General features: G+C 36.9%; 22 protein-coding genes and 1 pseudogene. 19 read left to right on the forward strand and 4 right to left on the reverse strand.

The window, feature by feature from the left end; translation table 11 throughout:
• Positions 1 to 479: 479 nt before the first annotated feature.
• Positions 480 to 1,238: pseudogene (locus NV377_RS13050) on the forward strand (glycoside hydrolase family 5 protein); the annotation flags it as partial.
• A gap of 160 nt (positions 1,239 to 1,398) precedes the next feature.
• On the forward strand, positions 1,399 to 2,052 hold the full coding sequence (locus NV377_RS13055) for an MBL fold metallo-hydrolase (protein ID WP_258199363.1): 654 nt from the start codon (positions 1,399 to 1,401) through the stop codon (positions 2,050 to 2,052).
• Between the two features lie 137 nt (positions 2,053 to 2,189).
• Here the strand turns inward: NV377_RS13055 and NV377_RS13060 are convergent, their stop codons facing one another.
• Both NV377_RS13060 and NV377_RS13065 read right to left on the reverse strand, forming a co-directional pair.
• Positions 2,190 to 3,053, reverse strand: coding sequence for a PhzF family phenazine biosynthesis protein (locus NV377_RS13060; protein ID WP_258199364.1), 864 nt, complete (start codon positions 3,051 to 3,053; stop codon positions 2,190 to 2,192).
• A gap of 74 nt (positions 3,054 to 3,127) precedes the next feature.
• Positions 3,128 to 3,994 (reverse strand): DMT family transporter, encoded by an 867-nt coding sequence (locus NV377_RS13065; RefSeq protein ID WP_258199365.1) that lies wholly within the window; start codon positions 3,992 to 3,994, stop codon positions 3,128 to 3,130.
• Between the two features lie 194 nt (positions 3,995 to 4,188).
• Here NV377_RS13065 and NV377_RS13070 point away from each other — a divergent pair, with 194 nt between their 5' ends.
• The 8 genes from NV377_RS13070 to NV377_RS13105 all read left to right on the forward strand — a co-directional run bounded on the left by NV377_RS13070 (position 4,189) and on the right by NV377_RS13105 (position 11,898).
• On the forward strand, positions 4,189 to 5,565 hold the full coding sequence (locus NV377_RS13070; protein ID WP_258199366.1) for an aminotransferase-like domain-containing protein: 1,377 nt from the start codon (positions 4,189 to 4,191) through the stop codon (positions 5,563 to 5,565).
• A gap of 646 nt (positions 5,566 to 6,211) precedes the next feature.
• On the forward strand, positions 6,212 to 6,793 hold the full coding sequence (locus NV377_RS13075; protein ID WP_258199367.1) for a DJ-1/PfpI family protein: 582 nt from the start codon (positions 6,212 to 6,214) through the stop codon (positions 6,791 to 6,793).
• Positions 6,794 to 6,882: 89 nt separating this feature from the next.
• On the forward strand, positions 6,883 to 7,716 hold the full coding sequence (locus NV377_RS13080) for an amidohydrolase family protein (RefSeq protein WP_258199368.1): 834 nt from the start codon (positions 6,883 to 6,885) through the stop codon (positions 7,714 to 7,716).
• 94 nt (positions 7,717 to 7,810) lie between these two features.
• Positions 7,811 to 8,557 (forward strand): IclR family transcriptional regulator, encoded by a 747-nt coding sequence (locus tag NV377_RS13085; RefSeq protein WP_258199369.1) that lies wholly within the window; start codon positions 7,811 to 7,813, stop codon positions 8,555 to 8,557.
• 79 nt (positions 8,558 to 8,636) lie between these two features.
• The gene (locus NV377_RS13090; RefSeq protein WP_258199370.1) at positions 8,637 to 9,410 is read left to right on the forward strand and encodes an SDR family NAD(P)-dependent oxidoreductase; all 774 of its coding nucleotides are present in this window, start codon (positions 8,637 to 8,639) and stop codon (positions 9,408 to 9,410) included.
• A 33-nt stretch (positions 9,411 to 9,443) separates the two neighbouring features.
• Positions 9,444 to 10,355, forward strand: a complete 912-nt coding sequence (locus NV377_RS13095; protein WP_258199371.1) for a fumarylacetoacetate hydrolase family protein — start codon at positions 9,444 to 9,446, stop codon at positions 10,353 to 10,355.
• A 45-nt stretch (positions 10,356 to 10,400) separates the two neighbouring features.
• Complete coding sequence (locus tag NV377_RS13100) at positions 10,401 to 10,766, forward strand: UxaA family hydrolase (protein ID WP_258199372.1); 366 nt, start codon at positions 10,401 to 10,403, stop codon at positions 10,764 to 10,766.
• The gene (locus NV377_RS13105) at positions 10,723 to 11,898 is read left to right on the forward strand and encodes a UxaA family hydrolase (RefSeq protein WP_258199373.1); all 1,176 of its coding nucleotides are present in this window, start codon (positions 10,723 to 10,725) and stop codon (positions 11,896 to 11,898) included. Before NV377_RS13100 ends, NV377_RS13105 begins: the two co-directional genes overlap by 44 nt.
• Before the next feature lie 50 nt (positions 11,899 to 11,948).
• On the opposite strand, the gene NV377_RS13110 is transcribed toward NV377_RS13105, so the two are convergent.
• Complete coding sequence (locus NV377_RS13110; RefSeq protein WP_258199374.1) at positions 11,949 to 13,289, reverse strand: aminotransferase-like domain-containing protein; 1,341 nt, start codon at positions 13,287 to 13,289, stop codon at positions 11,949 to 11,951.
• Between the two features lie 119 nt (positions 13,290 to 13,408).
• Here NV377_RS13110 and NV377_RS13115 point away from each other — a divergent pair, with 119 nt between their 5' ends.
• The 7 genes from NV377_RS13115 (at position 13,409) to NV377_RS13145 (ending at position 24,347) form a co-directional block, all read left to right on the forward strand.
• On the forward strand, positions 13,409 to 14,329 hold the full coding sequence (locus tag NV377_RS13115) for a DMT family transporter (protein WP_258199375.1): 921 nt from the start codon (positions 13,409 to 13,411) through the stop codon (positions 14,327 to 14,329).
• 208 nt (positions 14,330 to 14,537) lie between these two features.
• Positions 14,538 to 14,924, forward strand: coding sequence for a hypothetical protein (locus NV377_RS13120; protein WP_258199376.1), 387 nt, complete (start codon positions 14,538 to 14,540; stop codon positions 14,922 to 14,924).
• A gap of 457 nt (positions 14,925 to 15,381) precedes the next feature.
• Positions 15,382 to 16,926 (forward strand): ABC-F family ATP-binding cassette domain-containing protein, encoded by a 1,545-nt coding sequence (locus NV377_RS13125; RefSeq protein WP_258199377.1) that lies wholly within the window; start codon positions 15,382 to 15,384, stop codon positions 16,924 to 16,926.
• Positions 16,927 to 17,543: 617 nt separating this feature from the next.
• Positions 17,544 to 18,299 (forward strand): SDR family NAD(P)-dependent oxidoreductase, encoded by a 756-nt coding sequence (locus NV377_RS13130; RefSeq protein WP_258199378.1) that lies wholly within the window; start codon positions 17,544 to 17,546, stop codon positions 18,297 to 18,299.
• 55 nt (positions 18,300 to 18,354) lie between these two features.
• Positions 18,355 to 19,617, forward strand: a complete 1,263-nt coding sequence (locus NV377_RS13135) for an MFS transporter (protein WP_258199379.1) — start codon at positions 18,355 to 18,357, stop codon at positions 19,615 to 19,617.
• Between the two features lie 221 nt (positions 19,618 to 19,838).
• Positions 19,839 to 20,759, forward strand: a complete 921-nt coding sequence (locus NV377_RS13140; protein WP_258199380.1) for a methyl-accepting chemotaxis protein — start codon at positions 19,839 to 19,841, stop codon at positions 20,757 to 20,759.
• A 417-nt stretch (positions 20,760 to 21,176) separates the two neighbouring features.
• Positions 21,177 to 24,347, forward strand: coding sequence for a pectate lyase-like domain-containing protein (locus tag NV377_RS13145; RefSeq protein ID WP_258199381.1), 3,171 nt, complete (start codon positions 21,177 to 21,179; stop codon positions 24,345 to 24,347).
• Positions 24,348 to 24,382: 35 nt separating this feature from the next.
• On the opposite strand, the gene NV377_RS13150 is transcribed toward NV377_RS13145, so the two are convergent.
• Positions 24,383 to 24,958, reverse strand: coding sequence for a hypothetical protein (locus tag NV377_RS13150; protein ID WP_258199382.1), 576 nt, complete (start codon positions 24,956 to 24,958; stop codon positions 24,383 to 24,385).
• Positions 24,959 to 25,208: 250 nt separating this feature from the next.
• Between NV377_RS13150 and NV377_RS13155 the strand changes: the two genes are divergently transcribed.
• Together NV377_RS13155 and NV377_RS13160 are read left to right on the forward strand one after the other, a co-directional pair.
• On the forward strand, positions 25,209 to 26,102 hold the full coding sequence (locus tag NV377_RS13155; protein WP_258199383.1) for a TIGR01777 family oxidoreductase: 894 nt from the start codon (positions 25,209 to 25,211) through the stop codon (positions 26,100 to 26,102).
• A 214-nt stretch (positions 26,103 to 26,316) separates the two neighbouring features.
• On the forward strand, positions 26,317 to 26,715 hold the full coding sequence (locus tag NV377_RS13160) for an RDD family protein (RefSeq protein WP_258199384.1): 399 nt from the start codon (positions 26,317 to 26,319) through the stop codon (positions 26,713 to 26,715).
• The last annotated feature ends 3 nt before the right edge of the window (positions 26,716 to 26,718 follow it).

The raw sequence follows: 26,718 nt of genomic DNA on the forward strand, positions 1-26,718 counted from the left end.
CAATTCTTTGCTCTTGTTGCATTCTTTTACTAATTGAAAAAATATATTTAATATAATATGAATATTTTAGTTTAGAGGTTTGAGTTGCAAATATGAAGAGGGTATCGATTATGTGGGACTCATATACAATACAATTAATTGATCTTCTAAAATATGAATTATTGGAAGTGAATATATAACATACTGGAAATCGATTCGTAATGTGAATAGTAAGAGGAAACGAAGGTACTACTTCTATCGATCTCATAATATAACAATCTAATATTTTTTTATGACATTCATGTAACATTCGTGTTTTACAATACATGATGAGGTGAGGAAATGAGAAAAATCAAGTTCGTTTTTCTAGAAATATCTTTCCACTAATATTAATTTTACTTCTAGTATTGGTGGCAGGATGTTCAGTGAAGGAGGAAGTAAACAAACTACCGAATAAAGAAGACAACTCATTATCAAATAAGGAAGAAGCTTTAGGTAAGATTTCATTTTGGGATGAACAGAAAAAAGGTACTAATTTTATCAATTCGAAATCTATTCCAGAAAATTATAGTGAAGCTAATAAAGAAAATATTGAATTTATCCGCTTAGCTCCGGATAAATGGGCTAAGGATAGAGATTTTTTATTCAATGATAAGCCGGATTCAAATCCGAAAAAAGATTTTTTAATTGGTAATGCAGATCAATATGAAGGTATTGTAGAAGAAGATTTTGCTGCATTGAAAGCAGACTTGGATGCAGCTTATGAACGAGGTTCAAAAGTAGTATTAACAGTTTTAAGTCTGCGAGGAGATCGTTGGAGACAATTTAATAATTTCAAGAACGATGATCCAATTTGGCAGAATTTTAGTTATCATGAACAATCTGCACAGTTTTGGAGTGACCTTGCTACTAGATTGAAGGATCATCCAGCTGTAGTTGGATATAATCTAGTGAATGAACTACACCCAGAAACAGCGACAGGATTTAAAGATTTTTAGACACAGGATTATAGCGAGTGGTATAGCAATGTTGAAAATACAGCAGCTGATTTAAATAAATTGTATGAAACGATAGTAGAAGCGATTCGCTTGGTAGATAAAGATACACCGATTATTGTTAATTCAGGATTATATGCAACTCCATGGGCATTTGAGTTTTTGAAACCAATCAACGATGATAATGTTCTGTATGCATTTCATATGTATGAGCCGTATGAAATGACCAGTCAAAATCGCAAAAAAGGATTCGCGTATGAGTTTATTCTATTTACGGTTGTATTAGGATTATTATATTAGATGAAAGAGATTTATTGACAAAACAATAGATTTAGTAATAATATCTTTTACGAAAAATAAGTTTACATTTCATAAAATTTATATCGTGTTGTTTAATCGCTATAATTATAAAGGAGCTGAGAAAATGGAAATTTCAAATGGAGTTCACATACTTGAACTTGACTTTTACGGGAGTACAATCAACCCAACCCTTTTGTGGGATCAAGAAATGGCCGTTTTAATAGACACAGGATTCACTGGGCAGATTGAAGATTTGAAACTAGCTATGAAGAAGGTAGGAGTGTCACTTAATAATGTGAAAATTGTGATCTTGACACATCAGGATATAGATCATATAGGATGTCTACCTGAGATTTTGGGAGAGTGTGGTAACCAAGTTCAAGTATTTGCGCACGAACTGGATAAGCCATATATCCAAGGTGAATTACCACTTTTAAAAGATGGACACATCATAGATCCTCCTAAGGGCAGAGTGGACAAAACATTAATAGATGGTGAGGAAATTGATGTTTGCGGTGGAATTAGAGTCATTCACACGCCTGGGCACACCCCCGGTCATATCAGCCTATATTTGAAAAAAAGTAAAACTCTAATTGCTGGGGATTCGATGTATAGTGTAAACGGAATACTCGGAGGAATTCATGAGCCAACAACACCCGATATAGAGGAAGCTCGGCTTTCCTTGAAAAAGTATTTGGATCTAGATATTGAATCCGTAATTTGTTATCACGGAGGAATAAGCAAGGGGAAAATTAATGACCAAATTAGAGCATTATAGATCTAATACATAATTATGAAATAAACCACTAGACATACAGCATTATGCATCTTCACTTATGCATGATGTGTTTCTGGTGGTTTATATTTTTGCTTAATCTCTCGTCATCTTATGTTCTAACTTTTGTGAAATCGTCCTCACTTGGTGCTTAACATTCCTTCGATACAACTAACTGCATAACCACCGATTAAGATTTTTCCATTATTCTGAAACCGAACTTCGACCCTCCCATTTCGTCCTACACTATAGCCTTGACTAGCAATATAGTTCGATTCTTTTATAAGTTCAAGTTTTTTTATGAGTGTTGCCACGCATCCATTACCGCTTCCACACACTGGGTCTTCATCTATTCCTTCGGTAGGGGCGAATGACCGCACTTCAAGATTAGACGTTGTATTTCCAAAATCTAACCCAAATATCGTAACACCAGTTACCCCTGACGGAATCAAAGTAGATAGCTTCGCCATGTCAGGCCGAAGGCTTCGTACCTCATGTGCATTAGTTAGTTGTAGCGTAATCCATACGGCTCCCACATCAATCGTGGCACTTGCTTTCACGCTATGTGAAGGGACTCCCAAAGCAATAGCAAGTTCAACTAATTCAGCAGAATGTATGTGCTGTACATTAGGCTCAGGCAATGTAAGAAATAGTTTATCTTCATCTATTAAAATTGATACTAATCCGACCCCACATTCCTGTATTAAGTATCCTTCTGTCTTTGGTTTATTGCCATGTTGAAGTACAGCAAATGCCGACCCTATAGTAGGGTGCCCTGCAAAAGGAAGTTCACTGTTTGGAGTGAAAATACGCAATTTATAGTCAGCCCGTGGGTCTGTTGGAGTGCATACAAAGGTGGTTTCAGATAGATTCGTCCAATTTGCAATAGCCTGCATCTCCTTAGTTGACAGTTCATTTCCATCGAGAACTACTGCAACAGGGTTTCCCTTAAATGGAACATTAGTAAATACATCTATTTGTTGAAATGGAACTTGGTGATTCATTAATTATCTCCCCTTCCTAATTAAAAAAATCCAGGTCTGTAAGTGAGTCATATCGAGTAACTGGATTATAGAAACTATTTTGATGCAAATCGCTTTGCGATCGCCACACATAGTACGACACCGATATTTACTATAAAGATAGGCCAACCAATTAACTCATGAAGAACGAGAGCAGAAAGTATTAGACCGAAAAAAGGTTGCAGCAATTGTAACTGCCCGACTGCTGCTATACCTCCCTGGGCAAGACCACGATACCAGAACACAAAGCCAATGAGCATACTAAATAAAGAGACATAAGCTAAGCTCAAAAGTGAGGAAACACTGATACCCTCCCATGAAACCGGTATGTAATAAAACGATAGTAGTAACATAATGGGGAGAGACATAACGAGAGCCCAAGAAATCACCTGCCAGCCCCCCAATCTTCTTGAGAGGATTGCTCCTTCCGCATAACCGTAACCACACACAATGATAGAAGCAAGCATTAATACATCACCGATAGTTGAAGAACTACCTACTTGTGTTAAAGCGAATCCTACTACGAGGGAGCTACCTAAAGCTGACAATATCCAAAAGCTTGGTCGTGGGCGTTCACCGCCTCGCAATACACCGAAAATCGCCGTTGAAAGTGGCAGAAGTCCAATATAGATCATTGCATGCGATGATGTGACATACTGAAGCGCCACGGCTGACAGTAATGGGAAACCTACGACGACGCTGAGTGCTACTAACAATAGCGGAACGATATCGCTTCGAATAGGTCGTTGTTGCCGGAAGATGAGCAAAAGTATTCCCGCTAACACACCAGCAATTGCGGCACGACATACTGTGAGAAATATTGGATCAAAATCCATTACTGCCAAGCGGGTTGCAGGTAGCGAACCACTGAAAATGAGTACACCTATGAAACCATTAATCCAGCCGCTTGTCTTGTTGTTCATTACAATCACCTCGATATTTTTATACAAAACTACAGTCGACACTATGAGATATCAAGGGACGATAATGTTCATTTAATGCATTTTTGTATGAATATTTGTATTATAATAGATACAAAGTGTTATATATATTGAATAATATTCAATCTGTAAGGGTACAGATGTAAGGTGGAATCATTCAAGAGGGAGGAATATTAATGTCTAGTAAAAAGGAAACCATTCAGCAAATCATCCATAAGGACATCGTTAATGGTCTCATCAAACCCGGTCAAAAGCTGCCCTCCATTCGTATGCAGAGCCAAAGATTTGGTTGCAGCCTTAATACAATAATTAGTGTCTATCAAGAGCTTGAAAATCAATATCTTATATATTCACGCCCGAAGAGCGGATATTTTGTTGTAGCTGAAGAAGCACTCTTTCCTCTGCTGCAAACCAATCGAATCGACTTTGCGACAGCGGCCCCTGATGCTGCGACGATCCCGCATACCGACTTTCGCCAATGCTTGAACAAAGCGATGGAATTATTTGAGACGTCCATATACACTTATCCCGATCCTCAAGGCTTACTTTCTCTTCGCCAAGAGATCGTGAAGCTTTTTCAACAACAGCAGGTTTTCCCTTCAGCAGAGCAAGTTTTTATTTTTTCCGGTGCTCAACAAGCGCTTCATATTCTTGCGGGAATGCCGTTTCCTAACGGGAAAATCAACATTTTGGTAGAACAACCAACCTACTGGGGAATGCTTGCTGCAATTGATACTCAAAGACAAACTGTCATAGGCATCGAAAGAACTGCTGAAGGACTTGATTGGGAAGCTTTGGAGCGACACTTTCAAAGTAATAATATAAAGTTTTTCTATACAATTCCGCGTTTTCATAATCCGCTAGGTACTTCTTATACAGCGCAAGACAAACAGCGACTAGCAGAACTCGCCAAAGCTAATGATGTTTACATTGTTGAGGATGATTATCTCGCTGATCTGGATACAAATAGTAAGGCAGATCCTATTTACGCTTATAATGGAGCCAGTCATGTTATATATCTCAGAAGTTTTTCAAAAGTAATGCTACCAGGATTAAGAATTGCTGCAGCGGCAGTACCATCATCGTTTATTCATTTACTTCAATGGCATAAACATGCGGCTGATCTGAGTACATCAGTACTATCTCAAGGTGTACTTGAGATTTATATGAAGTCTGGGATGTATGCTCATCATGCGAAGCAAATGAAGTCTATGTACGATCGACGTATCAATCATCTAAAGGAAGTTTCACAGCGATATTTGCCCGAGGAGTGTTTATTTACGACTCAATCTTGTGGAGGTGTTTTCGCTTCAATTCAGCTCCCAGATTCTATTAATATTGAAGATTTGGTAAAGAGATTGGATAATCGTGGCGTTGATGTCTTTACTACCGATAAAATGTTTATTGCATCTTTTCCTAAGCTGAATTTATTGCGTCTAAGCATCATTCGCACGGATGAGCAAGCTATTGAAGAGGGAATCCGCATCATTGCGGAAGAAGTGGAGAATTCAAGATATACAAATAACTCGCCTAAGTCATTCTTTCGTCTATAAATAGAAAAACGGAGGAATAGATATGTCAAGAGGTATGAGAAAACGGAGAAATTAAAAAGCTAAGCTGACGGGATGACAATTCTAGATTTGTAGAATTGTCTATTTTTTTGTGTATCATCTTAACATACTAGAAAAAAATTTTTTAGATTATTAACGATGCCAGATAGGGAGTAATTGATACATGGGAAGAATAAATTATTAAGATATGTAGTACTATACAAATTCGTTTTTTACAAAATAGTATTTTATAGGGAAAATATAGAAAATAATAGATGAATAGAGTATGATGAAGGAAGATTGTTTAGTTTTAATGTCGAAGTTTTGTTGTTCTATGGTCAATTGATCGAGCTCAAAAGCGTGTAAGTCCAATATTAAATGTATCGCTCATAAATGCCAGAAGATGTATTAATTAAAAAATGCTATGGTCAGAATGATTCATCTCGTTATTGCTAGGAAGAGTTCAGTGACCTAATACAGGAAATATTCAGTACAAACATTCTATTAATTTAATGATGTATAATCATGAAACAAAAGCTAAGACAACGAATGACCCAGCCTAAGATAACATTAATCTAAGGCTGGGTCATTTGTGTATACAAAAACGTAAGATGAATCAGCAGTAACTATAAATGAGAGGGTGGATACAATGAAGATCGCTTTAGTATTATTCGATGGAGTTACATTTCTTGATTATGTGGGATTTTATGATGTTATTTATCGGCTAAATTTCTTTGACAAAACAAAAGGTACAACTTGGGATATATGTGGATTAACTGATGAACTGACAGATGAACTTGGAATGAGAGTCAGAGTAAATGTTATTAAACCTAATATATCTGAATATGATCTTGTCTTCATTCCTAGAGGTATGGGTACGAGAAAGCTTAAAGAAGATCCTGAATTTATGACATGGATACGCACCAGTGAATCTGTTTCTAATAAAATTTCAGTCTGTACAGGCTCTCTTATATTGGGATCCGCTGGTTTCTTAAAGGACAAGAAAGCAACAACTCATCCTAATGCATACGAGTTATTAGAACCTTACTGTAAGGAAGTAATTAATACCCGAATAGTCAAGGATGGGAATGTAATAACTGCAGGAGGAGTAACGACATCTATCGATTTGGGCATATATTTAATCGAGCTATTCGTAGGGAAAGAGGAGGCTGAAATAGTGAAAAAACAAATTGATTATCCCTATGAAGCAGTAGGAATTGTAGAAGTCTGAATTGAATCGTAGATGCATTGAATAGTTGCGAATTAAAATGCTGAGCAATGGAATGGCACGACCAAATCGAGATAAAGGGTGAATGAGTGATGAGAGTAGATGCGCATCAACATTTCTGGAATTTAGAAAAAGTAGAATATCCTTGGTTAATTCCAGCACATGGCTCAATTTATCGTACAATCGAGGCTAACGAGCTAGAGCCTCTGCTACAAACAAATGGGATCGACAAAACCGTCATTATCCAAGCGATGGATTCATATGAAGATACTGACTATATGCTCGAAACAGCTGAACAATTTAGTTGGATTGCAGGTGTAGTGGGCTGGGTTCCATTGAATAAACCTGAGGAAGCAGCTAAGAAGCTTGAGTTATACAGCAAAAATCCTCGTTTTAAAGGTGTTCGTCATTTAATACATGATGAACCGGATCCCAACTGGCTTGTTCAGGATAATGTCATTCAAGGCCTTAAAATTCTGGCTTCATATGGACTAACTTTTGATGTCGTAGCAGAATTGCCAGAGCATTTACAGCATGTCACTACGTTAGCCGAAAAAATTCCCAATTTAAAAATAGTGATCGATCATCTTGCAAAGCCACCGATAAAAGATCAACAAATGGAGCCTTGGTCCAGCTTGATGAAGGATGCGGCAGAGTACCCCAACGTTTATGCCAAATTATCTGGACTCAACACCGCTGCCCATTGGGAAAATTGGTCTGCTGCGGATATTAAACCTTATATCGATTTTGCTTTTAATAATTTTGGAGCAGAAAGACTTTTATTTGGTAGCGATTGGCCTGTAGCTAATTTGGCAGGCGATTACACTAAGATTTGGGTGGAAACGAACAAAGCACTTGAAGGACGTTCACAAGTTGAAATTGATGCTGTTTTAGGTGGAACTGCTATTAAATTTTACGGGTTATAAAAGGTGAAAATTTCAATTGCTAAATATACCATAAATTAGTAAAATTGATTTGTATACAAAACTTGGTTTTCTATAATATTCAAAGGGTGGTTATGTGGACAAAAAATATTGGGTACCTGCGTTGGAGAAAGCAGATGGGGTTTTAAGGCTTATTTCAGAAGAACCCTATAAGCATCGATTAATTGATTTGGTCAATCAACTAGGCATCCATAAGAGCTCTATGTATTCCCTTTTACATACTTTGGAAGCGCTTAAATGGATTGATAGAGATGCTAATGATACGTATGCCATCGGTTCCGCTACGGGGAGATGGGGTGATTCTTACTCGCAAGGTCAAGATATTATCGCCTCGTTCCATCGAGAAGCAAGTATCACGAGAGATCGTCTTCAAGAGACAATTCAGTTGGCAAAACTAGAAGGTAATGAAGTGCTATATCTAGCTAAAGAGGAAGCGCCTACTATGGTCAGGCTAGCTTCTGGACCAGGAATGAAGTTCCCTGCCCATGTAACTGCACTCGGAAAAGTATTGTTGTCGTTTGTAGATGAGTCGGAGCTAGATTTATTGTATCCTAGTCAACAATTAATAAGTCTCACAGAGTATTCATTAAAAACAAAGGTGGATTTGGTTAAGCAGCTCCGAATCATTCGTGATGAAGGAATTGCCTTCGATAGGCAGGAAGTCATCGTCGGATTCAGCTGTGTTTCAGCACCGATTCTATCTCAATCAGGTGAAGCTATCGCAGCAGTGAGCTGTTCCATGCCACAGTATATCTGGGAGCGTAAAAAGGATGTTGCGAAAACCGAGATTAGTCAATTGGCTGGTCGCTTATCCCAATTTTAGTTTATTCTTACGATGCTACTTTTCATCAGATGAGAAGTACATCGAGATGCCAATGTAAAGTTTTAGGAGGCAATTATCAATGAGATTAATCAATAAAGTTATTCTGATTACTGGATCGGGTTCTGGTATAGGCAGAAGCACAGCATTGTTATTCGCTCGTGAAGGCGCCACTGTCATTGTGAATGATCTGGATGAAGCTAAAGGAATTGAGACGTTAAAGTATATTCAGGATGCTGGTGGAATGGGTCACTTTATCCATGCAGACGTGACAAATCCTGAATCTGTGATGCTGATGATCGATCAAATTATTAAAAAATACGGTCAAATTGATGTGCTCTTTAACAATGCGGGAATTAGTGGTGTTGGAGCTTTACATGAAATTGAGCCTGATACATGGGATCGAGTTATTCAGGTCAACATCCGCGGTGTATACTTGTCTTCCAAATATGTGCTTCCACATATGATGAAACGCAAATCTGGTAACATCATCAACATGTCCTCCTGCGTTGCAGAAATTGGACTCGCTAGAAGGGCCTCTTATTCAGCGACGAAAGGAGCGGTATTGGCGCTGACGAAGTCCATGCAAGTGGATTACGCATCATACAATATCCGCGTAAATGCCATTTTACCCGGTACAATCCTAACGCCGTTCGTTGAGAATTATTTAGTCAGCTCCTATGATGATCGAGAATCTGCTATGGCATCAATCAAGAAACGCCAACTCAGTGAGGAGCTTGGAACACCAGAGGATGTTGCTCAGGCTGCTTTATTCCTTGCTTCAGATGAATCGAAATTTATGATGGGTTCACCTCTTTATATCGATGGAGGCGCTACTTTCGGAAAAAATGCATAAAAACAGTAAATGACAGAGGAGAGGAATGTTACTATGAAATTATTAACATTTATTAACAATGGAGACTACCAATTAGGAGTCGTAACTGATCAAGGAGTTCTGGATGTTGCAAGTGCAGTAAGAGATTTACCTATGCTTAGTGGAGAATCCATACCGCTAACGGTTCACGAAGTGATCGACGGTGGTGATGCGGCAGTTGAGAAGCTCGATCAATTCACATCACAAGTACTGGAGATGGTTAGCGACGATAGTTCATATTTGCTTGATGAAGTAAAGCTGACGCTTGGTCCATGTGTAACCCATCCGAATAAGATCATTTGCGTTGGTCTTAACTATCGCAAACATGCGGAGGAAACGAATGCCGCTATTCCTCAATACCCGATTCTTTTCAATAAGTTTAACAATACGTTAACGGGGCATGGCGACGATATTCCACTACCTAAAGTGACGACGAAAGTCGATTATGAAGCTGAACTCGTCATCGTTATCGGAAAAACTGCAAAGTATGTTGCGAAAGAGGATGCGCTTAGCCATGTGTTTGGTTATTGCAACGTGAACGATTTGTCTGCCCGAGACTTACAGATGAGGACGCAGCAATGGCTTTTAGGAAAGTCATGTGATAAATTTTCGCCACTTGGACCCTATCTAGTTACTGCGGATGAAATCGGAAACCCGAATGATCTGGATGTTAAATGCCTCGTCAACGGAGCAGTTCGACAGCATTCCAATACATCGGATATGATCTTCTATTGTGATGAAATCGTAAGCTATATCTCGCAACATATGACGCTTGTACCTGGAGACATTATTTTAACTGGAACACCAGAAGGAGTCGTTCTCGGTTATCCGGAAGATAAGCAGGTTTATCTAAAGGATGGAGACATCGTTACGATCGAGATTGAGAAACTTGGCAAGCTGACGAATCGAATGGTTACCGAAAACTGAATTATTGTCGAATTTTAAAGATTGAGAGACGAAAGGAAGATGAATATGGATGTAGCGAAGAAGGGTGGCAGAGCTATTATATTACATGCCAAAGATAATGCGGCAACGGCTCTTGAACTTTTCAGCAAAGATTCTATTTTTCATATATCCGAAACTGATGCGATTATATTGCAAGATAATATAGAATTTGGACATAAATTTGCCTTAGCCTTCATCCCAAGAGGACAGAAAGTATACAAATATGGAGTACCAATCGGTATAGCGACATTAGATATTCATGTTGGTGAACACATCCATTTACACAATTTAATGAGCATGCAATATTTAACAGATCAATCGGTGGATCAAATTTCGGAGGGGATGGAGAATGAAGGGATACAAGAGAGCGGATGGAAGAATCGGAATACGTAATCATGTAGCAGTCATCTATACCGTTGAATGTGCACATCACGTTTCTGATACCATCGCGCGAAGTGTACCTGGTGTTGAAGTATTAGGTTACGCTGGTTGTTATTCAGATCCTTACGCATTCCGAATGCTTGTCGAATTGGGTAAGCATCCTAATGTGGCAGGGGTTATCATTGTACGTATTGGTTGTGAAAGTACTGATGTTGACTTACTCACTTCACTAATTGCCGAAAGTGGAAAACGTGTTGAAATGATCAATATCCAGGAAACTGGCGGATCTATTGCTTCAATCTCGCTTGGTAAAAAATACGCGCTCGAAATGATAGAGAGTGCTGAAACAACAGAACTCCAGGAAATTGGTTTGGATGATCTAATTATTGGTGTTGAATGTGGTGGTTCTGATGCAACCTCAGGGTTATCTGCAAACCCTGCTACGGGATGGGCAGTAGATCGTTTGGTAGAACATGGTGCTCGTGTTATTTTTAGTGAGCTACCGGAGTTATTAGGATGTAACGATTATTTACTTGATCGAGCAGCTAACGAAACAGTTAAAACTAGACTTCAAGACGGTTTGGTCCGAGCACAAGGTCTAGGGATTCTCTTGAAAACTTTTGCAGTTTCCGTAGGAAATGAAGCAGGTGGTCTAACTACAATTGAGGAGAAGTCATTAGGTGCATTATGCAAAGCAGGAACAAAACCCATTGTTGATATATTGAAACCTGGTCAACACCCAGAAAAAGCAGGACTTTATTTATTGGATAAAGTAGGATTATTAGACACGAATCAATTAACGATATATGAAGAAAACGATAGTGATGGACTTGTAACTTTACTAGCTTCGGGCGCACATATATTATTGTTTACTACAGGAAGAGGTAACGTCATAGGGTCTGTTATTGCACCTGTAATTAAAATATGTGGAAATCCGATTACTGCTAGACGGATGTCTGACAACATGGATATTAATGCTGGAGGGATTATAGAAGGCATACATTCCGTAGATCAAGTAGGTCAACAATTGTTTGATCTAATTGGTGCGGTTGCTGCAGGACAGCAAACTAAAGCGGAAATATTGGGTCATAAGGAATATTCAATTCCAGACAAACCAGGCAGAGCTTGCGATTTGTTTGGATAGAGATTGTTTTCTTAATTGAGAAAAGCACGATGATATGTCGTGCTTCTCTTTTAGTTAAAGTTATTTATTTTGTCATTCAAAGCAAAGGCTAGTTCATTAATACCCTTAGAGATTTTATGTTCTTCCACAGTTGAAACATTCAATTTTAATATTCTCTCCTGATAAAATCCTTCCAAATAATTTCGGTTCATTGATTCAAGCAAAATATGTTTTTGGTTTAGATAATGGATGAGTTTACTCATATTAACTTGTTTTGGTAAGCTAATATGACTGTGCATACAGATTTCTGAATTAACTTGATACATCGGTAAGTAAGTTTTTAACGATTGTTGAAGTGCTTGAGCACGTGCTGTATAGGCCTCACTCACTTGAGCACGGTAACGTGTAAACATACCGCTTTTTAGATATAGTTCTAGGGCTGCCTGTGAAATCATGGAACTATCGATATCTGCAGTGTTTTTATATTGTTGAAATTGATCTTTTATTGAATTCGGTAGTACTGCGATTCCAATACGTAGTCCGGGAAACATAATTTTGGAAAAGCTTTTTAAATAAATAACACGATCATGTAAGTCATAAGAAAATAGCGGATCTACTTTTGAATTTTGTTCGAAATCTGCTAAGTAGTCATCTTCAATAATATAAACATCATATTTATTTGCTAAATGGAGAATAGATTCTTTTTCTTTTCTACTATAAGAAATTCCTAATGGATTATGGAATCGTGGCATTGTATAAAAAAACTTAATGTCATCTTTACGGAAAATTTGTTCTAATTCATCTAAATTGATACCCTCTTTAGTTAGTTTGATGCCAACAGCTGGCAGTTGATATGTTTTAATAAAGTCCATATATAAATGATAACTTGGTTGTTCTACAAGGATCTTTGTGCGATTATTTGGAAATGGCATCAGGCTTAGTAAAGAGAGCGCTTGTTGAACACCCGAAGTAATAAAGATATTGTCCATATGTGTAAATACTTGATACTCTTCTAATAATTTTTGTGCTTCAATAACTAATGATGGTAAACCTTTTGGTGTACCATATCGAAATAAGTCTGCTTGATAAGTGTCGATTGCTTTATTGATACAATGCTGAAAATCCTTGTAGGGAAAAGCATTCCATGTAGGTGATGACGTTGCAAAATCTATAAATTCAGACTTTTCTGGTGCTTGTGGTGTTTGATGATCTACGACGTAATAACCACTCTTTGGCATGGCATAAATGAGATGTTGGTCTTCAAGTTTCTTAATAGCGGTCAGAATTGTACTTATACTACAGGAGAAAGTTTTCGATAAATCACGAATAGAGGGCAATTTAGTACCAACGGGTAAATCACCTCTCTGAATTTGATTGATTAAATAATCGTATATAGATTCATATTTGAGCATTTTCAAACTCCTAGGCACATCTGTATCGGTACAGATGTGTATTTTATATATAGTATATTCTTCTTTTTTTTACTACGATAGATTTACCGGCCGAGTAAAAATAAGAAGAGGTAATTTATATGACTGAAAAAACAAAGGCATATATCGCAGCAGTTATGTATGCATTTATTATTGGTCTTTCTTTTATGTTTGTCAAAATGACTTTAACCGTTGCCAATCCATTAGATACGCTTGCACATCGATTTACGATTGCGTGGATTGCTGCTACTATTTTTATAATATTTAAAAAGAGAGTAATAAAGATTGATTGGAAAGATATATTTAAAATCCTGCCGTTAGCATTATTATACCCAGTAATCTTTTTTACTTTACAAGTGTATGGTCTAGCAAAAACGACATCTACAGAAGCAGGAATTATTCAAGCAGCTATTCCAATTTTCACATTAGTGTTTGCAAGCATCTTATTGAAGGAGAAAACTACAAGTAGACATTTCTTATTTATTGGTTTATCGATAATTGGTGTCATTTACTTGTTGTTGATGAGTAGCACACCTACTGAAGTAGCGGGCTTAATTGGTGGTGGATTGATATTATTATCAACTGTTGCGGCTGCATTATATAACGTATTTGCAAGAAAGCTTACAAAGCAATATTCAGTATTCACATTAACCTATGTCATGACAAGTTTTGGTTTTATTATTTTCAATGTAATTGCGATAGGCGATCATGTGGTGAACGATACATTAACGCAATTTTTCCGACCATTTATGCATTATGATTTTGTTGTTTCGATTTTGTATTTGGGTATTTTATCATCACTCATAACCTCTTATCTTTCAAATTATGCATTGTCAAAAATAGCTGCTTCTAAAATGAGTGTTTTCAGTAATTTTGCGACGCTTATTACGATATTAGCTGGTGTTTTATTTTTACAGGAAGAATTTCAACTATATCACTTAATAGGAACTATTATTATTGTTTTAGGAGTCATCGGTACCAATTTTTATGGTAGTAGAGGAAAACAGAATGAAAAAATATAGTCTCTTATCTGTATAAACGATACAAAAAGAGTAGAGGAGTAAACTGTACAATATATTACGAATGGTTTAAGTGACTCCTGATCTTTTTTTCGATAATAGTGTTATACTTGTAGCTACCATTAACAATCTAATATATCGATCTTAAGAATTAGTAAATTTTAGAAGTCACAATGATTTAATTCGTTTACTTCGGGAGGAAACACCAATTATGTCTTATATTAAACAGCTTGAAACCTCATCCATATCGTTAATCGTACCGTTTAAACAATTAAAATCAATTGCTGAGGAACTCATTGAACAAGCGATTCAAATTCAAGTATCAGTGAATATTGAGTCTGAAGAGCTAAACGATGGAGAATTAAGAATTTTAGCTAACTTTGATGATAGTCAGTTATCTGATGAGGAAGTTCGTTCACTTTCAAAGGCAGGGTTTGCGTCTAGTGAACCATATCGTAATGCGGATACAGCATTAGATGCTATTTTCGTAGGTAGATATGATATTCAACCTACTTTAGGTGATGAAGAAGATGGCGATTATTATTTCATTGTTGAGATAGAGTATAATGATTACCAAAGATCATTGAATCGCAAGTAGAGTTACATGTTCTCGGCTTGCGAAAGTCCACTTTTGAACATTTATTGGAAGAGGAAGTTCAAAAAGTAGACAGGCTATAATAAAGAAGTAATTAACGAGGACACAGCATTTTGTGTCCTTTTTTCTATGATAAGGAAGCATATTATTCATTGCGGAAAATTACTAAAGATTGTTAATCATTTCGCGTAAGTATAGTTTATGATATACTTAATAGCGTTGTTATAAAAAATGGCTGTTTCGAACTTTAAATGATAGGTAGTAAGAAGCTCTAAATACGGAGTTAGTTGATACAAATACCATAACTTAATAATAGTTAATATAAAGCAGTGATAGCTTAGAATTAGCGTTATTCTAAGCTATTACTGCTTTTTTATGGATATATATTGGTAATCATTAAGCTTTAATAAGGAAAACTAACAAATTTATAGAATAGCATAGAAAAGGGCGTTGATTATTCATGAGTATTTTAACAGTTGAAGAAATGAGCCATTCATTTGGAGAAAGAATAATATTTGATAAAGTATCTTTCCGAATTTTAAAAGGAGAGCATATCGCACTGGTAGGAGCAAACGGTGAAGGTAAATCTACTTTAATGAAAATTATTACTAATCAGTTATTACCTGATAACGGAAAAGTAACTTGGGGTAGCAAGATTAGTGTTGGTTATATGGATCAGTACGCTGACCTTAACAAAGGAAAAACTGTAGAAGATATATTGAAAGAAGCATTCTCGACTTTGTTTGATGCAGAGCAAGAAATTAACGATTTGTATGGCCAACTTGGGGAATTAAGCGAAGCAGAAATGGACATTGCACTAGCTAAAATTGGTGATATGCAAGAAATGCTTGATACGAATGACTTTTACAATATTAATTCCAAAATACAAACAACTGCTTTAGGACTTGGTATTCTTGAACTGTTAGAGAGAGATGCGTCTTCATTAAGTGGTGGACAAAGAACAAAGATTTTGCTTGCGAAATTATTGTTAGAAACGCCAGATATTTTACTGTTAGATGAGCCAACCAACTATCTTGATGTAGAGCATATCGAGTGGTTGCAAACGTATTTGAATAATTATGAAAATGCATTTGTATTAATTTCTCATGATACTGACTTTGTGAATAGTGTCATTAATGTCGTCCAACATCTTGAGCATAAAGTTTTAACAAGATATGTAGGAGATTATGAAAATTATCTGAAAGTTTATGCAATTAAGAAGGAACAACTAGAAATCGAATTTAGAGAGCAAAAGAGAGAAATTGCTAAGCTAGAGGACTATATTGCTAGAAATAAAGCAAGAGCATCCACTTCAAAACAAGCAAAATCAAGAGAGAAAAAACTGGATAAAATTGAGAGAATAGAAATTAAGAGTGAGAACATAAAACCTCAATTTAACTTTATGAAAGCAAGATCATCAGGCGAAATGATTTTCGAAGTTGAGAACTTAGTTGTTGGTTACAACAAGCCACTAAGTAAACCGTTGAATCTAAAAATGAAGCGTGAACAAAAGATTGCTATCGTTGGTACTAACGGATTAGGGAAATCGACACTTCTGAAAAGTTTATTAGGAGTTTTAACACCGATAAGCGGTGAAATTAATTTAGGTAATTACCAAGAAATAGGATATTTTCAACAAGAAATACTTGAAGTAAATACAAATGTGGTTATAGATGATGTCTGGAATGAATTTCCTAATTCAACGAATAAAGAAATCATGGGACAATTATCTAGATGCGGCTTAACAAGAAAAAATATTGAAAGTCCAGTAAATATATTAAGCGGTGGAGAGCAAGCAAAAGTTAGATTATGTAAACTGATTAATAAACCCTCCAACATCTTGGTGTTGGATGAGCCGACAAACCATTTAGATATACATGCGAAAGAAGAACTTAAGCGAGCATTACAAGATTATAAGGGCAGCATACTGCTAGTATGTCATGAACCAGAATTCTATAAAGATATTGTAACTGATGTATGGAATTGTGAAGATTGGGCTCTGTAAATAGATCATAGTTGTCCTTATTATTCCAATGTAGAATGAAATAATAAGGACAACAAACTAACAGACTAAAGCAAAGGTTGATCATTCTCGTCGAGTGATCTGCCTTTGCTATTTATCGTGTCCGAATAAGTGAAATCATATGAAAACAACTATGTGATTTATAATACAATCACGGATGGTTTCTGTCTAATTTGTTACAGTTGTTAGAATGAACACGTAATAATGCTTGTATTTTGTGTGAAAATTTAGTCCCTATTATGAACATTATTGTGGGATAGGCACTAAAATCTTTGAATTAAATGAGTATTTATGCCCGTAAAGTCAATGTTTATATACGTTTTTTATTACTTGCCCAATTTCTTTAATTCATATGGATATCTTTACATTCAAAATTAATTCGTTCGTTTTATTGACACATTTTGATAATTGGACTATCATAATCAAATGCCTGGCTATAAAAAATATAGTAACTTCGCTAATGGAAGTTTTAAGGGTGATTTTCCGATAAATAACATCGTAACTTAGAGCTAACATTAGTTGAATTATGTATTGCTTGAATTCAATTTTATAGTAAGCATTTTTATTAAAACTTTTTTTACTAAAGGAGAACTCACATCATGAAAAAACTAGAAGGTAAAATCGCTTTAATTTCTGGAGCAGCTGGTGGTATTGGTAAAGGAATGGCAACTGCATTTGTTAAAGAAGGTGCAACGGTTGTTGTGGTTGACCTTAATGAAGAGCTAGGTAACCAAACAATCAAAGAATTGCAAGAGTTCGCTCCAGAATCTATGTTTATTCAAGCAAATCTTGCTGAACATAATAAATTAGCTGGGATCGTAAAACAAGTTGCTGATAAATACGGTAGACTTGATATTTTGGTAAATAACGCACATGCTTCACGAATGAATTCAATTGAAGATACAACTCAAGCTGACTTTGATCTTTCATTCAATACTGGATTCTATCCAACATTCTACTTTATGCAAGCAGCACTACCTTACTTAAAAGAAACACAAGGTAAAATTATTAACTTTGCATCAGGTGCTGGAATTAACGGTGACGTGAATCAAGTTTCTTATGCAGCAGCAAAAGAAGCAATTCGTGCTGCTACTCGAGTAGCAGCTAATGAATTCGGTCCATTTGGTATTAATGTAAACATCATTGCTCCAATTGCAAAATCACCTGGTTTGATCGAATGGGCTGAGAAAAATCCAGAGTACTATCAAGGAATGCTAAGTAAGATCCCTATGAGAAGACTTGGTGAACTTGAAGATGATATCGGTCGTGTAGCAGTATTTTTAGCAAGCGAAGACTCTGATTATATTACAGGTCAAACAATTATGGTTGATGGTGGTTCTATTAAATTACGCTAATCGATTAACTTACTAACTAGACAACTTTAATAGAAACGAAAAAGAGGGATACTACATGAATCAGCAGAAGAAAAAGATTCACTATGCATGGTGGGTATTATTAGGACTAGCTTTGATGGTCGGTTTGGCTAAGGGCGGTATTATGACGGCCGGTGGATTGTTCTTAACTCCGGTCACAGAAGATCTAGGTATCGGTATGGGGAACTTGACGTTGTACTTTAGTATTTCGTCGATCGTCACAATGATATTCTTGCCAATCGCTGGTAAAATGATTGCTAAGTATGATATTAGAAAATTGTTAGTGGTAGCAATAATATTGCAAGCAGGTTCCTTTGCAATGTTTGGGTTTATGAATTCAGTATGGGGTTGGTACTTGTTCTGTATTCCAATGTCCATCGGTTCTATCTTTGTTACGCAAATGGCTGGTCCAGTATTAATTAACAACTGGTTCAAAAAACATAATGGTCTTGCTGTAGGTATTATGGTCGCTTCCGGTGGATTATTTGGAGCTATCCTTCAACCAATGGCAGGTAACTTAATTAATAGCGAAGGTTGGAGATATACGTATATCTTCTTGGGAGTATTAGTAATGGTTATCGTTATTCCAACGGTAATCCTTACAATTAGAAAGTCTCCTGGGCAAAAAGGTTTACAAGCTTTAGGCGCTGAGGAAGTGAAAGTTGAAGATACAACACCAAAAGAAGTAGTAGTAAAAGGTGTCACTGCCAAAGTTGCATTAAAATCATCTTCTTTTTATGCTTTACTTATTTTCTTCTTCTGTGTAACTTCAATCGGTAGTTTCGGTCAATATGTATCATCGTTTGCAATGAACATAGGTTATGATATTGTATTTGCTGGTTCTGCAATGGGCGGATGGCAGATTGGTACTTTAATTGGTGCATTGGCATTCGGTATGTTAACTGATAAAATTGGTGCGAAAAACACTGCGATCTTTGCAATGCTACTTGGACTAGTTCCAGTTATTATGCTTATAACTGTTGCTGATAATGCAACAATGTTTAATATCGCTATTGCTATTTTTGGATTTGTTGTTGCATCAATTGGAACATTAGGACCGCTTCTTACAACTGCACTATTCGGTAATAAAGAATATGGTCAGATATATTCGACTGCTGTTATGGGACTTGCTATTGCAGGCATGGTTGCTTTACCTGCTTATGGATATATTGTTCAAATTACAGAAAGCTATACAGCAATTCTTTATGCAGTTGGAATAATGATGGTCGTTAATGTCTTCGCTGTAATCCTAGCCTTTAAAGGTAAGAAGAAGCTTGAAAAAGCTGGTTTGTGGAGTTAATTATTAGATCGATAATATAGAGAGATATCTCTCTTAATTAATATGCACCTCATAGAATAGACATTAGAAAGCCTGAGGCTAAACCGATGTTATTCTAGGGGGTGTATTTTTGACTTTTAATGTAAATTATTCTTCTTATACGACACTATTTCCTGTATACTAATCAATAGTCTTTTAGAATTTTTAATGTATTAATTTATTTTGAGGAAGTGCGATGTTATATGGAGAAATTGGCAGTATATGAAAGTACGCAAGTTTTAGAAGGACAAGCAGTTTTGGCTGCATTAGAGCAATCTCTTGCTATGATAGAATTTAATTCACTAGGAGATGTGCTTTGGGCTAATGATCACTTTGCTTCGGCATTAGGTTACAAAGTTTCCGAAATAGCTGGTATGCATCATAGTCAGTTTTGCACAGTGGATTTTGCTCAAAGCCCAGAGTATTCAAAGCTATGGGATGACTTAAGAAGTGGGCTGAAATTTCAAGAGAAAATTACTCGCGTAGCTAAAGATGGAACGATACTCTATTTTGAAGCTACGTACATGCCAGTTTGTAATGAGGATGGACAAATCGTAGCTGTCCTTAAAGTAGCAACTGATATTACGGCGAGGGAAACTGCGGCTTCTAAACTAACTGCTGAATTACAGCAAATGGCTGAAAATTTACTCCAACGTACTGAAGATGGTATAAACCGTACACAACAAGTCGCCGAGGCAATAGAACAAGTGATTAATGGCAATGAGAGCAACTTAAACTTGCTTCATGACTTAGAGGAACAGACTACTGTGATACAAGGTGCTGTCCAGACAATCCGTGGGTTTGCTTCCCAAACGAAACTACTTGCCTTGAATGCCGCGATAGAGGCTGCGCATGCGGGGGAACATGGTCGAGGTTTTGAAGTAGTAGCTACCGAGGTTCGAAAGTTGGCGAATCAAGTTGAAGAAGGTGCTAACGAGATACGAGCTACGGTGAAAGGGATTTCTGAACAGGTCTACAAGGTTAGTAGAGGCACAAAAGAATCCCAGGGGACTATTGATAATAGTCAGCAGCTAATACAACAAGCTGTCGATGAGTTTGTAGGAATCGGTGAATCTGCTGGCAGGCTTGATATTCAAGCTAAGACTTTAAGCCAATTATTATAATTAACATTTAGTTCGTTGCTAAATAAAGACGTCTGAAACCTGTCTGTATACAGGTTTTAGACGTCTTTATTTGTTATAAAAATGTAGCCTTTTGAGAGTGTACTAAAGGTTGATTGAAACTGCCTCTAAGGATGTTTGATTTTATCTTAATAACGTCGACTTTCTGAAAAACAATGCAGTATTTCTAAAATTTGCCATATTATTATTGTTGAATCTAATATCTATAATTGATTTGTAAGCTTGTAAAGCTAACGCTGTAAAAGATTTCTTTCTTAGTCTAAGAGTTGTTTATCTATGAAAATTAGTTGTGGTGAGGGAGGTTGATTAATAAAGATGTAAACGCTTACTAATTATCTCGTAGGAGAGCAAGAAGGAGTTAATCAACTTTAGTTAATCCAATTATAGGAGGGAAAATAATTGAAAAACTTGAAAAGAATGATCTCCACAATCTCAATGTTCGCTATCCTAATTAGTTTATGCTACATACATCCTAGTATTTCAACAGCCGCTGTTCCTGTAACTTCAGCAAATTCGTCTATATTTGGGCCAAATGTATATGTTTTCGAACCGACGATGTCCTCTTCGGAAATTCAAAGCATTACAAATTCAGTCTTCAGCAACCAGGAATCTAATGAATTTGGAAGCGATCGTTATGCATTTCTCTTCAAGCCTGGTAGTTATAATGTAGATTTTAATGTAGGCTTCTATACACATGTAGCAGGTCTTGGGAAAAATCCAGGAGATGTCACGATATCAGGCGGTTTGAACGTCAATGCAGACTGGGATAACGGTAATGCGACGCGCAATTTTTGGCGTGCGATTGAAAATCTAACCATTAATCCCTTGAGCGGAAAAACACAAATCGCTGTATCACAAGCAGCACCATTAAGACGATTGCATGTTAAGGGTGAGTTAGATCTATTTGATTTTGACTCTAACTGGAACGCAGGTTGGGCAAGTGGTGGATACTTAGCTGATTCGATCGTCGATGGTCCGATTGTTCCAGCCTCACAACAACAATGGTTTTCGAGAAACAGTCAATACAACAATTGGACAAATGGGGTTTGGAATATGGTCTTCGTAGGTGATAGTAATCCGCCTACCGGGCAATTTCCTGATCCTCCGTATACAGTTGTTGAGAAGACACCTGTCATACGAGAAAAACCTTATCTCTATATAGATAATGCTGGTCAATACCAGGTGTTTGTTCCATCATTGCAAACGAATACACAAGGTATCAGCTGGGCAAACGGGTCCACACCAGGAAAATCTATTTCTATTGATCAGTTCTATATTGCTCGTGAAGATACATCTACTGCAGCAAGTATTAACATGGCGCTTAGTCAAGGAAAGAACCTATTATTTACACCAGGCAATTACCATCTGAATGACACGATTAGAATAACGAATCCTAATACAGTAGTACTGGGAATCGGATTACCTACTTTAATACCAGACAATGGACAAATTGCAATGTCAGTTGCCGATATTGATGGTGTGGAAATTGCAGGAATTGTCTTTGATGCTGGTCCTGTTAACTCATCTACATTACTGGAAGTAGGACCTAATGGAAGCTCCAATACACATGTAACGAATCCTGTCTCTCTTCATGATCTTACGTTCAGAACCGGAGGGGCTACTAACGGTAAAAATGATGTAGCATTAAAGATTAACAGCAATAATGTTATTGGCGATCATTTTTGGATATGGCGGGCCGATCATGGTGCTGGAGCGGGATGGGATAGTAACGTCTCTAAGAATGGTCTTGTTGTCAACGGCAATAACGTTACTTTGTACGGATTGTTTAACGAGCATCACAATGAATATCAGACGATTTGGAATGGGAATGGAGGGCGACTTTATTTCTATCAGTCCGAAATTCCTTATGATGTTCCAAGTCAAGAAGCTTGGATGAGTCAGAATGGAACTGTCGACGGATACGCTTCATATAAAGTAGCAAACACCGTTACAGATCATGAAGCATGGGGTCTAGGCATATATTCTTTCTTTAGAGATGCACCTGTTAAGCTAGAAAGTGCGATAGAGGTACCGAATGTACCAGGTGTGAAAATTCATCATGCGACCACAATATGGTTGTCTGGAACAGCTGGAAGTGAAATAACACATATCATTAACAAGATCGGCGAAAAAGTATATGCCAATTCGCCTGCTGGAGCAATGCGACAAACGGTAACTGAATTTGTAGGCAATGGAACTGCAGATGCGGTTGCACCAAGTGTGCCAACGAATCTATCGGCGATAGCTTCGTCAAATAGCCAAATTAATTTAAATTGGACGGCATCTACAGATAATGTTGGTGTCATCGGATATGATATTTATCGCAATGGTTCATTTGTCGGATCGTCAACTCAGACTTCATATACGGATACAGGATTACTTGAATCAACGTTATATAGCTACTCTATTAAAGCTAAGGATGCGGCGGGCAACCTCTCAGCTTCAAGTAACATTGTTACTGCCGTCACATTAGCAGGGGGAGTGGCTATAGCGCTAGACCGAACTGGCTGGACAGCATCTTCCAATCCTGCAAGTGGGGATGTAGCAGCAAATCTATTGGATGGAAATATGTCCTCGCGCTGGAGTACTGGAGCTGCTATGACACCTGGGCAATCCATCGTAGTAGATATGAAATCAGCGAAAAACATAAGTAAGATCGTCATGGATTCTACTGGTAGTGATCTGGACTACGCACGAGGTTACGAAGTATACGTTTCAAATGATGGTACAAACTGGGGAACTGCTATATCTAGTGGTTCTGGCACAGGCCCAATAATTACAGTTGATTTTTCATCTCAGACCTCACGTTATATTAAAGTAGTACAGACCGGTACCGTAACTAACTGGTGGTCTATTCGAGAATTCAATGTATTCGGTAGCATGGTTCCAGTTGATACAGTAGCACCAAGTGTCCCTGCGAATCTGATGGTAACAGTTGCTTCAAATAGCCAAATTAACTTGAGCTGGAATGCTTCGAGCGATAATGATGCTGTATCAAGTTATGATATTTATCGCAATGGTGCTATCGTTGGTTCATCCACTTCAACCACTTACATTGACACAGGTCTAACTCCAGCAACCACATATAACTACTTTATTAAAGCCAAAGATGCAGCAGGCAACATATCTGCTGCGAGCAGTACAGTAAACGCAACTACCTCTGGTGGGGGAACAGGAAATGCACTTGACAGGACGGGATGGGTTGCATCATCCTCTCCAATAAGTGGCGATGTGCCAGCTAATTTATTAGATGGCAGTATGTCCTCGCGTTGGAGTACTGGAGCCGCTATGACACCTGGGCAATCCATTACATTAGACATGTTGGCTGTTAAAGAATTTAACAAAATTGTCATGGATTCTACAGGAAGTAATGATGATTATGCCCGTGGTTACGAGGTATTCGTATCGAATGACGGAACGAATTGGGGTAGCACTATTGCTGTTGGATCAGGAACCGGACCAGTAATTCCGATTAACTTCGCAACTCAACATGCTCGTTACATTAAAATAGTTCAGACTGGCACTTCTTCAAGTTGGTGGTCGATCCGAGAGATTAATATTTACAACTAGTACAATAGAAAAGCATTGATTTAGGTTGTTCTGAATCAATGCTTTTTATAGTTTATTTGGATTAGGGAGTGTGGACTCCTTCTAGCATCTGAGTAATTTGATAATTTCACATTATGGATAGATGTAATAAACTCATATCGATTATGTACTTTCAAACTGTACTCTTTATCAATAATATCCTTCATCTTATTGTTATTAATATTTAGTGTAGCTCTGTAATAGGCAGTAAGGTTAATAGCCTTATCATCTTTAGAATTAATTTGATTAGATGCGTAATCCTGATTTAAATATTCGGTATATAACTGATAAAAGTTACTGTTAGCATGATGTAATAATAGATCAATCTGATCTGCCGAAAGCGAAAAGTCCAATATATCTAGAACATTTCTCTCATTAATTTCAGAGATGAAACCACCGTACAAAGGAAAGATTCCAGACCACATAAAATTTCGTGAATTATATTTATCTCTTCGGACTTCTATGTTGTTATTATTATTATTTTTAGAAGATAATTGATCTGAACCGAATATTTCTTTTTCATATGTTTGGATAAGTAAGAAAGAAAAAACAAGCAGAACTACTGAAATGAGCAACCATTTTAATTTAACCATTACTCTTTCTGTCTCCTCCTTATACGTTTAAATATCAATTCATAAAAGATATAGTTACGTTAACTTATTTTACCATTATCGAGAAACTAATGTTATATTTAGCATGATTATCTAATAGCATGCAGAGCAAGCACAGAATTAGTAAGGTGTTTGTTCTTTTTTTTGTTGGAATTAACAGGTAAATTTTGGTTTTATTATGCTAGGATATATGTTATAACAACCTAATCTCAAAGAGAAATGAGTTGATTCTATGAAGAAGAAAGTCGTTTTAGCGGGTGGGACTGGTTTTGTCGGGATATACTTCAATGAAAAATTTCGAAATATGGGTTATGAGGTGAAAATTATCTCAAGACAAAAAGGTCATATTTCTTGGGATAATGAAGCAGATATAATAGAAGCAATTAATGATTCGGAAATGCTAATCAATCTAGCGGGGAAGTCAGTAGACTGCCGTTACAATGAGCAGAACAAGCGTGAAATTCTAATGTCAAGAGTAGACACAACACGTATACTTGGTAAGGCAGTACTAGAATGTGAAAATCCTCCTATATTATGGATTAATTCAAGTACAGCGACTATTTATCGACATGCTGAAGACCGACCAATGACTGAAGAGACAGGAGAAATTGGTTCAGGGTTTTCCGTTGACGTAGCGACAGAATGGGAAAAGACTTTCTTTTCATTCGACTTATCTGCCACTAGAAGAGTCGCCTTGAGACTTGCAATTGTACTTGGTGAACATGGCGGTGTTATGACTGCCTTCAAAAACTTAGTTAGATTTGGTCTTGGTGGTGCGCAAGGATCTGGCAATCAGAAATTTAGCTGGATTCATATTGAAGATTTATTCGATATGACGATCTTCATTAGAGACAACGCACAGATTAGCGGAGTAATTAATTGTTCTGCACCTCATCCAGTAACCAATCGTGAATTGATGGATACGTTACGGAAAACGATGAATGTAAAATTCGGATTGCCATCTCCAAAGTGGATGCTTGAATTTGGTGCAGTAGTCATAAAAACAGAAACTGAGTTAATTTTGAAGAGCCGGTGGGTTATTCCAGACCGCATAGAGAAAGCTGGATATGTATTTAAATATCGTACTATTGATAATGCACTTCAACAAATCTTACAAAGTACGTAATAACAATAATTAAAAACAAGATAAATATAGAAAACTTGGTTTTGGAAGACAGCTATTAGTGGAAGCAGAGAGAATAATAGTTGATCCCTTTATCATCACTACATTAGATAAAATAAGGAATAAAGAGGCTGGATCCGTAATAATATACTAGTTAGTTTTTTTTGAATAATAATGAAATTATTTTTCTCTAAACTAGTATAGGGAGTGGTTGAAGATGGAAAGAGAAGCAGGGTTTTGGATACGACTTGGTGCTAAATTGTTAGATGGTATTATTATCGGAATTCCAATAAGTCTACTTGCTTCAATCTTTATCGGGGAGCATGCTGAAGATCTATTTAAAAACACTGTGAATGTGCTCTATTCAATGCTTTTACCTATATTTTGGAGTGGTTATACCGTAGGAAAGCGTTTATGTAACATCAGAATTAGAAACGTCAATGATCAGATGCCTCCAACATTTTTGAATATGTTATTGCGTGATGTTGTAAGTGGGCTAGTCTATGCATTCACTTTTGGAATTGGTATCATCGTAAGCATTTGTATGGTCTGTATGCGAGAAGATAAGCGCTCCTTACATGATTTAATTGCAGGGACTGAAGTCATTCATGATTAAGTA

The organism is Paenibacillus endoradicis, from assembly GCF_024721975.1.

Excerpts from the sequence above, each read along its gene's own strand:
- NV377_RS13055 (WP_258199363.1), top strand. The coding sequence starts at position 1,399 with ATGGAAATTTCAAATGGAGTTCACATACTTGAACTTGACTTTTACGGG.
- NV377_RS13060 (WP_258199364.1), bottom strand. The coding sequence starts at position 3,053 with ATGAATCACCAAGTTCCATTTCAACAAATAGATGTATTTACTAATGTT.
- NV377_RS13065 (WP_258199365.1), bottom strand. The coding sequence starts at position 3,994 with ATGAACAACAAGACAAGCGGCTGGATTAATGGTTTCATAGGTGTACTC.
- NV377_RS13070 (WP_258199366.1), top strand. The coding sequence starts at position 4,189 with ATGTCTAGTAAAAAGGAAACCATTCAGCAAATCATCCATAAGGACATC.
- NV377_RS13075 (WP_258199367.1), top strand. The coding sequence starts at position 6,212 with ATGAAGATCGCTTTAGTATTATTCGATGGAGTTACATTTCTTGATTAT.
- NV377_RS13080 (WP_258199368.1), top strand. The coding sequence starts at position 6,883 with ATGAGAGTAGATGCGCATCAACATTTCTGGAATTTAGAAAAAGTAGAA.
- NV377_RS13090 (WP_258199370.1), top strand. The coding sequence starts at position 8,637 with ATGAGATTAATCAATAAAGTTATTCTGATTACTGGATCGGGTTCTGGT.
- NV377_RS13095 (WP_258199371.1), top strand. The coding sequence starts at position 9,444 with ATGAAATTATTAACATTTATTAACAATGGAGACTACCAATTAGGAGTC.
- NV377_RS13100 (WP_258199372.1), top strand. The coding sequence starts at position 10,401 with ATGGATGTAGCGAAGAAGGGTGGCAGAGCTATTATATTACATGCCAAA.
- NV377_RS13105 (WP_258199373.1), top strand. The coding sequence starts at position 10,723 with ATGAAGGGATACAAGAGAGCGGATGGAAGAATCGGAATACGTAATCAT.
- NV377_RS13110 (WP_258199374.1), bottom strand. The coding sequence starts at position 13,289 with ATGCTCAAATATGAATCTATATACGATTATTTAATCAATCAAATTCAG.
- NV377_RS13115 (WP_258199375.1), top strand. The coding sequence starts at position 13,409 with ATGACTGAAAAAACAAAGGCATATATCGCAGCAGTTATGTATGCATTT.
- NV377_RS13120 (WP_258199376.1), top strand. The coding sequence starts at position 14,538 with ATGTCTTATATTAAACAGCTTGAAACCTCATCCATATCGTTAATCGTA.
- NV377_RS13125 (WP_258199377.1), top strand. The coding sequence starts at position 15,382 with ATGAGTATTTTAACAGTTGAAGAAATGAGCCATTCATTTGGAGAAAGA.
- NV377_RS13130 (WP_258199378.1), top strand. The coding sequence starts at position 17,544 with ATGAAAAAACTAGAAGGTAAAATCGCTTTAATTTCTGGAGCAGCTGGT.
- NV377_RS13135 (WP_258199379.1), top strand. The coding sequence starts at position 18,355 with ATGAATCAGCAGAAGAAAAAGATTCACTATGCATGGTGGGTATTATTA.
- NV377_RS13140 (WP_258199380.1), top strand. The coding sequence starts at position 19,839 with ATGGAGAAATTGGCAGTATATGAAAGTACGCAAGTTTTAGAAGGACAA.
- NV377_RS13150 (WP_258199382.1), bottom strand. The coding sequence starts at position 24,958 with ATGGTTAAATTAAAATGGTTGCTCATTTCAGTAGTTCTGCTTGTTTTT.
- NV377_RS13155 (WP_258199383.1), top strand. The coding sequence starts at position 25,209 with ATGAAGAAGAAAGTCGTTTTAGCGGGTGGGACTGGTTTTGTCGGGATA.
- NV377_RS13160 (WP_258199384.1), top strand. The coding sequence starts at position 26,317 with ATGGAAAGAGAAGCAGGGTTTTGGATACGACTTGGTGCTAAATTGTTA.